The sequence below is a fragment of the Zhongshania guokunii genome (assembly GCF_040892635.1).
Lineage (GTDB): Bacteria > Pseudomonadota > Gammaproteobacteria > Pseudomonadales > Spongiibacteraceae > Spongiibacter > Spongiibacter guokunii.
Window position 1 is genome coordinate 166,918 of the sequence record NZ_JBFRYA010000007.1, and the last position, 12,694, is coordinate 179,611.

At 51.6% G+C, this 12,694-nt stretch carries 9 protein-coding genes; 2 read left to right on the forward strand and 7 right to left on the reverse strand.

Annotated features, from left to right (window positions below; all coding sequences use genetic code 11):
- Window positions 1-69 precede the first annotated feature (69 nt).
- Window positions 70-1,356: an MFS transporter gene (locus AB4876_RS10035; RefSeq protein ID WP_368381522.1), complete on the forward strand. Its 1,287-nt coding sequence runs from the start codon at window positions 70-72 to the stop codon at window positions 1,354-1,356.
- A 183-nt stretch (window positions 1,357-1,539) separates the two neighbouring features.
- Complete coding sequence (locus AB4876_RS10040; RefSeq protein ID WP_368381523.1) at window positions 1,540-2,019, forward strand: response regulator; 480 nt, start codon at window positions 1,540-1,542, stop codon at window positions 2,017-2,019.
- A gap of 21 nt (window positions 2,020-2,040) precedes the next feature.
- Here AB4876_RS10040 and AB4876_RS10045 read toward each other — a convergent pair whose 3' ends face one another.
- From AB4876_RS10045 to glmS, 7 genes are all read right to left on the reverse strand, one after another.
- Window positions 2,041-2,706, reverse strand: a complete 666-nt coding sequence (locus AB4876_RS10045) for a nitroreductase (protein ID WP_368381524.1) — start codon at window positions 2,704-2,706, stop codon at window positions 2,041-2,043.
- 141 nt (window positions 2,707-2,847) lie between these two features.
- A complete protein-coding gene (locus AB4876_RS10050) occupies window positions 2,848-5,322 on the reverse strand; it encodes an aminotransferase class V-fold PLP-dependent enzyme (protein WP_368381525.1) in 2,475 nt (824 codons plus the stop codon).
- Window positions 5,323-5,903: 581 nt separating this feature from the next.
- Entirely contained in the window at window positions 5,904-7,286 is a 1,383-nt protein-coding gene (locus AB4876_RS10055; RefSeq protein WP_368381526.1) for a sigma 54-interacting transcriptional regulator, read from the reverse strand.
- Between the two features lie 76 nt (window positions 7,287-7,362).
- Window positions 7,363-7,845, reverse strand: a complete 483-nt coding sequence (locus AB4876_RS10060; RefSeq protein ID WP_368381527.1) for a hypothetical protein — start codon at window positions 7,843-7,845, stop codon at window positions 7,363-7,365.
- 58 nt (window positions 7,846-7,903) lie between these two features.
- A complete protein-coding gene (locus AB4876_RS10065; protein WP_368381528.1) occupies window positions 7,904-9,454 on the reverse strand; it encodes a sensor histidine kinase in 1,551 nt (516 codons plus the stop codon).
- 126 nt (window positions 9,455-9,580) lie between these two features.
- Window positions 9,581-10,783 (reverse strand): hypothetical protein, encoded by a 1,203-nt coding sequence (locus tag AB4876_RS10070; protein WP_368381529.1) that lies wholly within the window; start codon window positions 10,781-10,783, stop codon window positions 9,581-9,583.
- Window positions 10,784-10,792: 9 nt separating this feature from the next.
- Window positions 10,793-12,625: a glutamine--fructose-6-phosphate transaminase (isomerizing) gene (gene glmS / locus AB4876_RS10075; protein ID WP_368381530.1), complete on the reverse strand. Its 1,833-nt coding sequence runs from the start codon at window positions 12,623-12,625 to the stop codon at window positions 10,793-10,795.
- Window positions 12,626-12,694 lie beyond the last annotated feature (69 nt).

Below are 12,694 nucleotides of genomic sequence, written 5' to 3' on the forward strand. Positions count from 1 at the left end.
TGCTATAGCATATAGAAACTCTGAGCCGCCATATAGTACCGCGGTTGTAGTTCCCTAAATGGACGATTGATGAGACGTTTACTACTGCCTTTGACGGCACTGCTGCTATCTGACGCTTTGTTGCTACTCGCCCACGGCATGATGCTAACCCTGCTGCCACTGCGGGCCGAGATTGAGCAATTTAGCCCAACTGAAATCGGTTTTACCGCGTCCTGCTACTTTGTTGGATTTGTGGTAAGTAGCTTAATGACCCCGCATATTGTGCGTCGAGTTGGTCATATTCGTAGCTTTGCGGTATTGGGCTCAGTTTTCTCAGCTATTGTGTTCTTATTTCATGCCCTGCCGGTGTTTGAAGTGTGGCTGGCCTTGCGCTTTGTGCTGGGCTTTTGTATCTCGGGCTTATACATGGTCATTGAGAGCTGGCTGAACGACCGCGCTACTCGCGAAACCCGGGGCACTTTGCTGTCCACCTACACGGTAATTAATTTAAGTATGATTATTTTGGGCCAGCAAATGATTAACTTTGCTGATCCGTCGGGGCCAATGTTATTTGGCCTTGCTGCAGTGCTGCTGTCGCTGGCGATTGTGCCAGTGTCGCTAACGCTAACCTTGGCGCCGGCACCTATGCAAGTAGTGAAACTGGACTTTAAACGGCTGTGGCAGCTATCTCATGTGGGCATGGAAGGCGCGGTGTGCAGCGGTTTGATTACTGGCGCGTTTTGGGCCTTGGGGCCGGTGTATGCACAGGGTTTGGGTTTAGATACTTCACAATTAACCTTGTTTATGAGTGGCGCGGTATTGGGTGGGGCCTTATTTCAGTTGCCGCTGGGGCGTCTTTCGGATCACTACGATCGGCGTTTAGTTTTGTTTTTTACCAGTATATTTGGCGCTGGGGTGTCGTTGACACTGGCCTTTATTCCCGCGAGTGGAAATTTCCTATTGCTGCTCGCCGTGCTGTGGGGCGCGTCGGCAATGACCATGTACTCGATCTGTTTGGCCCACACCTCCGACAACGCCGAACCCAGCGACTTTGTGCTGATCGGTAGCGGGATTCTGTTTATTTTTGGCGTTAGCTCGGCCTTGGGAGCGCCACTGGCGTCGCTGCTGATGTCGCTACTTGGTCCGCCGGGCTTGTTTGTGTTTTCGGCTCTGAGCTTGCTTGGCTTTACTTTGGGGATTGCGATTCGTCGTAAATCCCACGAGATGCCGATTGTGGATGAAACGGAACCTTTCCGCCCCGTGTCGGTGACCTCGCCGGTAATTTTTGAACTCGACCCACGTATGGATGAAGATGCATTGGCAAACTTAGAGGGCGACTCCGGTGGCGATATGCCTCCCGACGGACCAGTAGTTTAGCCTTGATCCTGCTATATGCTTTGCAAATTGCAATGCACATCGGATTTGTAATTTGCATTCCGAAATTCTGGCGGAGAATATTTCTTATTAATTCAGTTGCTTAGCTGTAAATTACGCGGTGGCGTAGAGCTTGCTTTACTTAAGCTAGGTTCAGTTTAGTAAGCTTAAGGCGGTAGGTGATGTATGGAATTTTTTGATAAAACAAAGATGCACCTCGGTGACCGAGCGGTCAAGGTCTTGGTTGTAGAAGACAATGACTTAGAGCGCATGCGTTTGCAGATGGTATTGCAGAGTATGGGCTTGGTGGTTATCGCTGCAGAAAATGCGGCTGAGGCGCTGCGTTTTCTCAGAAAAAATAGGGCAGATATTGTTCTTAGCGATTGGCGTATGCCCGGTGTAAACGGGCTTGATTTTTGCCAGCGGCTTGCTGCAGATCCGGCTTTTGGCCAGCCATATTTTATAATGCTTACGGCCCAAGGTGCAGGCGCTGATTTAATTGCGGCAATGGACTCTGGGGCTGATGATTTTATAACTAAGCCAGCATGGCGCGAGGAGTTGCGGGTGCGCTTGCAAGCTGGCATTCGCAGCTTGCAGCGGCTGCAGCCGAGTAAAGCTGCGCCAAACCAGACTGCAGGGTTTACTCGGGTATCACCAAAGGCCTAAAACGCGCTTGCGTCATTAGTTTTAGCCAATAAACTGCACGGTCTCAGCCAGTGGCGCGCGGTCCATTATAACGTCATTGATGCGGGCGCCGACGTCTTCATAGCCAAATGACAATCCACAGATAATGGCATTACCTTCGGGGATGTTGGCAATTTTTTGAACTTCGTCTGGGTACAGTGCTAGTGCACCCTGGGGGCAGCTTGCTAAGCCATGCTCGACTAAAACCAGCATTAAGGTTTGCAGGTAAATACCAATATCGACCGCGTTTACGGGGCCCATGGTGGTGGGCATGGAGATAAAGGCGACGTGGGGGGCGTCGAAAAACTCAAAGTTTTTCATCATCAATGCAAAGCGCTTGTCTTTTTCGTGACGCTCAATACCCATGGTGCCGTAATAGCCAAACGCGCATTCGTACTGACGCTCTTTGTATACGCCAGCTAAATTTTGGTCGCCGGGAATAAAGGCGGGCGAGGGTGCTTTACCGGCACTCATCTCGGCCATAATAGCGGCTTGTAAATCTACTCTGGCTTGGCCAGATACCACAACGGTATGCCAAGGCTGGGTATTGCAGTTGGAGGGGGCTAAGCTCGCGGTGGCAAATATTTTTTCCAGCAATTCCGGCGCGATCGGTTCTGGTTTAAAGCCACGAATCGAGCGACGTGCGGCGATGGCATCGGAGACATTCATTGGTGTTTACCCTGTGGTCAATAAAGTGGTGAAGAATGACAAAAGTTTGCAGTGAAAACAACTGTGCCAAGATACGTCATCTTGGCACAAGTTTAACTGCTGCAGGTTGTTATGTGTATGTGAAGTGATTATACACAAGCGCTAGCCAGAAGGACTATGTTGGCTAGCCAATGCGCGGCCCCCCGCCATATTTACCCACTTGATACACTCGTCCATTGCAGACAGGGCATGCTCAAGCCGTGTTTCGGTTTCGTAAAAAGGTACGCCAAAGCGCAGCAGACGGCGAGGCTCGCCTTGTTTGCAGGTGTCTTTTATACACTTGCAATGTACACCCCGCTGATTCATCGCATCGTAGAGCGGATAGGGATCGTAGTCTGAGAAGGCCACGGTAATTACACCGGCTTCGCAGCTTAGTGCATATTGACTGCTCAAGAAGCGGTGCTGAATATTGTAGCTCGACAGTAGTTCGTCGAGGCCTTGTTGAAGTTTATTTGCCAGATAGCGGCAGCGCTGTCGAATACTGGTTTCACCAATTTTGCGGTGTAAGTCTAGTGCGGCACCGACCCCGGCAAAAATTGAAAAGTCCATGCCGCCAGCGGGCGAAAAACCCACCGAGCTGCTGTCGTCGACGAGTGGCAGCCCGGACCAATTTAAGCCACCAGATTGCTCGCGGAACGCCGTGCTTGTCCACATTAAACCGCTGCCACGCGGGCCAAACAGCCATTTGTGACAACTGCCGAACACCACGTCGGCATAGTCTAAGGGTGGCGCCATTAGCCCTAAAGACTGGGAGACATCATAGAGTACCCAGCATTGCGGAACGATCTCTTTGACCGCGCGGCCCCAGTCGCACACGGGGAATATATGGGCGTTGTCGTAGGCAATATGCGAAAAGAACACAATATCGGGGCGAAGGTCGGCTACGGCGTCGACAAATTGATCGTGGTGCTTGAGTTGACCGGGGCTAAGATAGCTCACCTCAAACTCGGGTAAGCGCTCAAAGGCGCCGGTGCCGCCAATATGTTCATGAGGCGTGGTAAGCACTTTTAGCTTGCGCTGCTTGTCGTTGCACATGCGTACTAGGTTCAGGGCGAGAATATTGGAGCATTGCGATGCTCCGGCGCTGATCTGTAGTTGGTGGTCGTTGTTGGGCCACAGCGCGTTGGCTGTTGTCAGCGCCGCCAACAAGGCTTTGCGGCCTTCACCGTATTGGCCTATAGGGAAGGCCATGGTGTCGTTGTTCTCAAATTCACGTTGGGCACGTATTACCGATGCTGCTGGGCTGCCAAGTGTGCCGGGGTTTAGATTGATGTGGTCGTAAGCAAATTCAGTTTGTTGAAAACGCTGCCAGCGGCCTTCATCGTCGTCGCTCTGCGGGGTGATGATGAGCGGCACCACATCGCCGGATCCAGCCTTGGTCGTTTTTGGCTGTTGTTGCCAGCAGTGTCTTGGCCGAAATAGCGCTTTGTTAATACGGTCTTTGTAGGGCACCAAAATCCGCAAGGTTTTAGCAACTACCTCGGCAAGTCCTTCGTGTTGGCCGCGGGACTCCACGTGGTGACGCTCTACTTTATAGTCTAGTTTGCTGGACTCATTTTCGCCGCGGGGATCGAAGCGGCCGTGCTGGATGTCGATGGGAAAACCTTCGCCTTCCGCTAGGTCTTTGATGGTGGTGGCGAGCTCGTTAATTGAAAAGGACTCTTCCGTGAGATGGTTGATTACACGGTGTTCGTGTTTGTCTGGTGTTTGTTGCCAGAGCTCGGCCATTGAACACACGGAGTCGTTTAGCGACATTAGCCCAGTGCGTTGATGGCCGCTGCCGTACACTGTGAGCGCTTGGCCGCAGAGTGCCTGGGTGAGAAAACGATTCACTACGGTGCCATAGTACTCGTCATAGTCTAAGCGTGTGTATAAAGACTCGTGCTCGCCAATGTCGGCAGTCCATGCGCCAAATATGGTTGATTGCATTACGTCGGTTATACGCAATCCCCAGATCCGGCAGGCGATAGAAATATAATTGGTGTCGTTGATTTTAGACGCATGGTAAATATCGTCTGACTGCCGAGGGTAGGGTATGGGGCGCTGGGCCGTTTTGCCTTTGTAAGTAGGCTGGAAATAACCCTCTGCGATGTCTAAGCCAGACTTGGCGTATTCGCCAAAGGTGCCAAGCTTAATGATATGACAATCGGGCACATGGTCTTTTACCGCCCACAGCAGGCGCATATTGCCTTCCTCGTTGTTCCTGAGGGTCATCAGTGCATCTTCTTTGCTGCGCATTGAGAGGGGCGCAGAACACTGCTGCGCAAGATGGTAGATGGCGGTGGGTTGGTGGGCGCGAATCAGTGTTGCAAGGGCGTCGCTGTTAACGTCTAAGTGCACAAACTCTAAATTGGTTATCCCGTGTACGCTGCGGCTGGCGGCAAGGCGCGCGCTCGGGCTAGGGATTGGTGTAAGGCTGTCTGAGCCGACACTTTTGACAAGCCGTCGCCGCGACAGGTTATCGGCAATAATAATTTTGCGATTACGATGGGTTCGCGCCAGTCTGAGTGCTAATGGCCAGCCTAGATAGCCATCGCCGCCAAGCACGATAATCGGCGAATAGTTTTTTTCGTCCATTGTTACTCTCCTTGTGGGTGCGCCCGCGATATTTGTTTGATTTTGCTTAGTGGGGCGTTCTAGGAGTGCTAGCGCAATTGCTGTGCCAGAAAATAAATTGTTTTAAATCAGTTGGTTATAGTTGTTTTTGGTTAAGCTTCTAGTTGCGGAGCGCGATTCTGTTGCTGAAATCCAACACTTATATCGCTTGGAATATGAGTGGGCTCGGGATGTTAGTTGACGGTGAGATTGCTAGGCTGACTCTCTGTGGCAGCAAACACTGAAATACAAGGGTGAAACGGGCTTTTAGTGGTTTGCGGCAAGACTTTAGATGTCGCATAGACAGTGCGTTAACCTGTTGTTCTAAATAAGCGACACTAGGCTAGCTGGGGATGCTTTAGGGATATTTGGCGCGCAAACTCGGCGCGCCGTTGCCGATCAATTTTGACTTTTAAGCGTCGCAATGCATATTGGGATCGAGGGGGTGCATTTTGCACGCGAATTAAATGTACGGACAAGACCTTGCCGACCCTGCGAGTAAAGTTGCTTGTACGCTAGCGATTCGCGGCGGTCGACTTTATGGTGGAGACTGGCGGTGAAGGTTAAGTCGTTTCGTCTAAAGTTGATTTATTGCTGGGCAGCGAATCTCCTGGCTGACCCCGAAAGCTGTGTGGGTCGAGGTGATGGCGGCGCAGCAAGCGGTAAAATTCGGTGCGATTACGTCCGGCCAGTTGCGAGGCCTGAGTGACATTGCCGCCAGTGACCTGTAGCACCTCCACTAAATAGTCGCGTTCAAAATGGTCGCGGGCATCGACAAAGGAAACGATATTGGTCTCGTCTTTTTTGAGCGCTTTTTTAACCAGCGTGTTTGGAATGACGGCGGTGTGGGAAAGCACCATGGTTTGCTCAACAACATTGCGGAGTTGGCGAATATTGCCAGGCCAAGACGCCGATGCGAGGGCTTCCATCGCCTCGGAAGAAATATGTTTTTTATGGCGGCCGTCAGAGAGCTGGTCGAGAAAATACTGGGCGAGCAAGGGAATATCATCGCGACGGTTGCGCAGCGGGGGCAACTCTAACTGGACAACGTGCAAGCGGTAATATAAATCCTGACGGAATGTGCCTTTTTCCACTAAGGCTTCGAGGTCGTGGTGGGTTGCGCAAATAACACGAACATCGAAAGGTTTGGACTCGGTGGCGCCGACGGGGCGGACCTCCCGCTCTTGTAATACACGCAGTAGCTTAGCTTGAAAATCCAGAGGCATATCGCCAATTTCATCGAGGAACAAAGTGCCGCCATTAGCAGCTAATACCAAGCCTTGGTGGTCTCGGGTGGCACCGGTGAAAGCGCCTTTAACATGGCCGAACAATTCAGACTCCAATAGGGAGCCGGGCACGGAACAGCAGTTAAGTGCTATGAAGGGCTTGTTTACCCGAGGGCTGCCATTGTGAATGGCGCGGGCTAATAGCTCCTTACCGGTGCCGCTTTCACTTTGAATTAAAACACTGGCTTCGCTAGCGGCGACCATTCTGGCCTGCTGCAGGGTTTCTAGTACCGAGGAGTTGCGGGTGACGATTTCTGCAAACGGCGAGCTACCGCCCTCGGTTTGACTTTCGTCGCTACAGGATAAGGCGAGCGCGCGGTTTACTTCTTCGAGTAGGGCATTGCTGTCGAAGGGTTTGGTTACGTAGCTGAATACGCCCTGTTTAGTGGCTTTAATCGCGTGAGGGATAGAACCGTGAGCGGTAATGACAATCACCGGCAGTGACGGTTGGTTAAATTTTAATTTTTCAAATAGCGCCATGCCATCCATGCCCGCCATGCATAAATCGGTAATGACTAACTGGGGCTGAAAGTTGGGGATATAGGCGAGGGCGTGTTCGCCGCTTTCTGCTGTTTCCACCTGGTGGCCTGCTGACTGCAAGCGCAGTTTGAGTAGGTGGAGAATATCTGCGTTGTCATCTACTACCATTATTCTCGACATGTTTTCTCCGCTGCGTGCTTCGTGTTTAGTCGTAAGGTGCTTGATAAGGCGCTAATAAGTTACTAACAATTCCCCATTATTTGGGGCCGACTTGCGTTTGTGCTTGGGGATAGTTAAGGCTGCTTTCAATAAGCATGAGTTTTTCAATTTTCTGTTTAAGTGATGTGTTGTCGGCAATAAGTCGTTGACGCTGCGTGGCGCTATCAAGTAGAAATTTGGCGAGAACGTCGTAACTGTCGTTGCTGGGCATAAACGTACTGGCGCGATGATTTACGGCGGACTTATTATTTACATAGTCGTTTAATAGGCGCAGTGCCATTTGATTGCTCGCCGGCGCCGCATGGGGCTGCATTAATACGATGGCGAGCCACAGGGTGTTGTAGCGATCGCGATTGGCTTGAAATTGTTTTTCGGCAAGATCGAGTTCAGTGTCTAATTGGGTGCCGGTGACGCCGCAAATGTAATTAGAAAACGCCAGCAAACCGATCTCGGAGCGAGGAAAGGCTTTGCCACTGGCCGTTAGCGTCATGCCAAGATTAAAGTTAGAGCCGCCTTTCATAGCGCAGCCCGAAGCTAATAGCGCGATAAACAGCAGAGGGGCCAATTGGCGCCAAGTTTTACGCCAGCCCAGGCTGAAGAGGAAGTATGAGGCGTAATGTCGCCCCTTTGTTGCTATTGATGACTTCAATATTTCCACCGTGTGCGTTGCTATATTGTTTCGCTATGGATAGACCCAGCCCAGAGCCTTCGGCGTTCTCGTTCATTGTCGATGGCGATTTAAAAAACGCCTCGAAAATGCGGTCGTGCTCTGAATCTGAAATTCCGGGGCCTTCGTCGGCGACATCTATAACTGCCCACTGCCCGTCTGTATGTAACGTGATGTTGATGCAGCCGCCGCAGGGCGAAAATTTCACGGCATTGGAAATCAAATTATCCAATACAGTGGTGATCTGGGCGGTGTCTGCGAAAATAGAAACTTTATCAAGTGCCGTTATTACAGATAAGTCTTTGGCACGAATTTGTAGTTGTTGTTCCCTAGTGACCCCTAAAATTTGTTCATCAAGTTGTAAATTTTGATAATCGAAGCTTTGGAATGGCTGCATTGATACGCTGTAATTCAGCAAGCCATCAATTTGTTGTTGCAGGTTTACGCAGTTGCGCTGGAGGATCACCGCGATCTCCTGCTGCTCATCGTTGAGCTTGCCCATAACCCCGTCGGCAAGCAGGCTAGTGCCTTCTCGCAGGCTAGACAGGGGCGTCTTAAGTTCGTGGGAAAAATGCTGTAAAAAATGTTGTTTACGACTTTCGAGTAATTGCAGTTGTTGTCGTAACCACTCTAAGCGGGCGCCGAGTTCGCGGATATCATTCGGCCCTTTTAAAGCGATTTTCTTGTCGAGATTCCCATTGCCAATTTGGACAATACTTTGGTCGAGATCGTGAACATAGCGCGACAATGGTGGAATAATCCACAGCGCGGTGGCGATAGCCAGTGCTAATGCAACGCCGGCCTCCCAGAAAAGTGCCTGCCGCGTTTTGGCCGCGGTATCGTTCATTTCTTTGACCCGCGTTTCAATCGCTAGACTATTGTGGGCAATTAAGGCTGCGGCGATATCGCGCAGTTCAGAATAAACTTCAACCGTGCTTGCCGCTTGTTCAGGACCTGGTCCTTTGGTCGCCAACTCGGTAAAAACCTGTTTTTCTTTTTGGAGCAGTAGGCTAATGGTATTTTTAATTTTATGATCAAATTCGAGGGTGGAGAGTTTGGTCGCGGTGTCGTTTAATTTTTGACGAAGCTGGGCATAATTGGCGAGTAGACTTTCGTTGCCCAGTACTTGATAGATTCTGGCGCTGCGCTCCATATCTTTCAATAATTCAGACAGGGTGAGGCTGTGCTGCACCGCCTCAGTTGAAAAGATAACGGCCTGTTGGCCCTTGGATGTTGCCTTCTCTACATACAGTCCGGCGATTGCCAGTGCCGTGACTAGCAGCACAACTAATACCAGTAGCCCGGCCGACATAAGTTGGGTCAGAGATTTTGGGTAGAACGACAGCCGACGTGTTGGCCGCCATGTTAGCCACGGGTGTTTATGTGAATCACGTGGCGTGGCCACATTGTCCCCCTGTGATGCTGGCAATTGTGCAGCGTGGTGGTCAAAAAAAATAATCATAACGGCGTCTCGGTTTACGGTTTTCCTCTACGTCGCCGCTGTGTGTTTGCCAGTGTGCTTGGCTTACCGACAATCTTGGACTCCGCAATTGCACATTGGTTCGATAGCGAATAGTAGAGCTCAAAATCATAAGTGTTCAGCAAGGTAGTTGAGTACTTCGGTTGGGGGGGATTCCGGTAAAAAACGGGCGCCACCGTGGCTTATACCTCGGCTCCACGCCCAAATTGCGTTGCCGAGAAACAGCGTATTGTCGCGAATGCCACTCTCACTTTGGGCGTTGATAACGGCTTGCACGTAGGCCAGCTGGGAATCGGGTGCTGCGCGGTGATTACGACATGGCGGCCCTTCACAGCGAACATATTCATGGACCGACGCGGCAGCCGGAATACCCACTTTAAAGGCTACCTTCGCCTGGCTTGCCCATTCATTTAATTGCTGCAATTGGCGCAGGGCCATTTGCTGGTATTGGCCGACGGGGGTGGCGTGGCCCAGCGGGCTGCCATCGAGGTCGTATATTGGCGCAATCATGTAGCCATTGCGGTGCGCGTTGGTGATTTCGTGCATATGAGCGGCGCTGTCGCTTCCCGGGCGCAATGCTCGCACTGGCGCAAAGACCGAAAAAAAGCGGCCCACAGGATGACTGTCGGTAACGCAGTTGATGCCGTCAATTTCGCGATCTCCGGCAAAATTTTCGGAGATCCGGCGATAGAAAAAGTATTGGCCGTTTTGGGTTTCAATATCGATGGGTTCAAGGTCAAACTGCACGCCGTCAATATTAGGGTCGTCGCATATGCTGGCGGTGACTTTGTCGGCAAATCCCTCTGCCAAATTTTGTGGTAATTCATTAAAGCCTTTTAAGCTGCCTTCGTATTGGCCATTTACAACACCATCAATAATGGCAATTGCTTTTAGGCGTTGTTGATTGTCACCGTTTTTTAAACCTTGGCGATAGCGAGCAACACTACTGCCAGTGGCGTGACGACCTGATTTACCCCTAGGGGTGGCAAAGCTGAGGGTCAGTTTATCGGCGCTACAGTTTTGCAGTGGCCCGTTTTGGCAGTACATTTCCATGCTGCCGTGATAGTTATAAATTGCCTCAATTTGGTGGCCGCGCTGTGCTTTACTATTGTAGTCGTTGATTGCTGCAACGAAAAAACCGGGCTGTACTTGCCGCGCTTTACCCGGCAAGTTGAGGCTGTCGTAGACCCAGGCGGCGTGGCCGCTAAAATCTGGCCCCGCCGTGGGTACCGCCTGCGCTAACGCGCAGGCGGTACCCACTAAACCAAGCGCGGTGCGGAGTAATACAGGGACGATTTTGGTCCACGTCATTGGGATCTCCTATTCTACGGTGACGGATTTTGCGAGGTTGCGCGGTTGATCCACATTATTGCCCCGTATTACAGACACGTGGTAGGCGAGCAGTTGCAGGGGAATGGTGTACACCAGTGGCGCCAGAATATCGTCTACGTGGGGCATGGTAATAACCTGGCAGCGCTCGCTGGCGGTGAAGCATTCGGGTCTATCGGTAAACACAAACAGCTGACCACCTCGGGCTTCTACTTCTTGTAAATTCGCCTGAATTTTGGCAAAGAGTTTATCGCCAGGTGCGGTGGCAATGACCGGCATGTCTTCGTCGACAAGGGCGAGCGGGCCGTGCTTTAGCTCGCCGCCGGGGTAGGCATCGGCGTGTATATAGGAAATTTCCTTGAGTTTGAGTGCGCCCTCTAAGGCGATGGGGTACATAACGCCGCGCCCTAAAAACAGCGTGTGCTGCTTGTCTACTAATTGTTGGGCAATGTCGCGAATCTGTTCATCTAGGGACAGTACCGACTCTACCGCAAAGCAGGCTTTCTTCAATGAGTGCTTGGTAATTGCAGCCTCGGTAATTGCATCCATGCCGTTGTGACGCGCCAGTAGCAGTGCCAGGATGTCTAATCCTAGCAGTTGAGTCGTAAAGGCTTTGGTTGAGGCGACGCCAATTTCTGGACCCGCCTGGGTTAAAAATTGCAGATCACTTTCGCGAACCAGTGAGCTGCTGGCCACGTTGCAGATCGCAAGACTTGCCGCGTAGCCAGCGGTCCGAGCATAGCGCAGCGCAGCGAGGGTGTCGGCGGTTTCGCCAGACTGCGACAGCACGACAAACAAGGTGTTGGCGGGCACAACGGGGTCGCGATAGCGAAATTCACTGGCGTGTTCTACCCAGCAAGGGCGCTTAGCTAAAGTTTCTATCAGATGGCGGCCAACCAAACCGGCGTGATAACTGGTACCACAGGCGCAGATTTGTACCGCTTCTATTCCCGCGAGTATATTTGCTGCATTGTCGCCAAGACAGCTCTCATCGATACGCTCGTCGGTTAGTGCCATGCTTAGAGTTTGGCGCAGCGCCGTGCTTTGCTCGTGGATTTCCTTGAGCATGTAGTGGGGGTAGTCACCTTTACTGGCAGCGTGTTTTTCCATGGTAGAGGTTTGTATTGGCCGTTCCGCTTGGCGGTTGTAGCGGTTGTAGACCGTTACTGAATCACTGCGAATGTCGGCGACATCACCTTCCTCCAGATAGATGAACTGGCGTGTTTCTGAAATTAGCGCGGTGACATCCGAGGCCACAAAGTTTTCTTTGTCGCCAATTCCCACCACCAGCGGGCTGCCGAGCCGCGCTGCAATCATTCTAGTTGGCTCATCACTGCTAATCGCTGCAATGGCAAAAGCACCCTCAAGTTCGGGTAGCGTTGCCTGCACTGCGGCGAGCAGTGAGCCATGCTTAAGCAGGTGAAAGTGAATGCGGTGGGCGATGACTTCGGTGTCGGTTTGGGATTCAAAAATGTAACCAAGGTCGATGAGTTCGCTGCGCATTGCTTGATAGTTTTCAATAATGCCGTTGTGTACCACGGCCACCAATTCGGTCGACACGTGGGGGTGAGCATTGTGCTCGACCGGTGAGCCATGCGTTGCCCAGCGGGTATGGCCAATGCCCATTGTGCCCGACATGCCTGAGGCGGCAAGTTGCTGTGCTAATACTTCTACCTTACCAACTGCGCGCTGCTTGCTTAATACGTCGCCGTTCATGGTTGCCACACCGGCCGAGTCGTAACCTCGGTATTCGAGATTGCGTAAGCCGTCGACTAAAACTGACATGACATCGCGATTTGCGATTGCACCTACTAGTCCACACATAAAAATAAACCTCACAGTTTGTTGTTGATGCCGTTGTTAAATTTGCTGCTGCATCGAGCCACGGCGCTA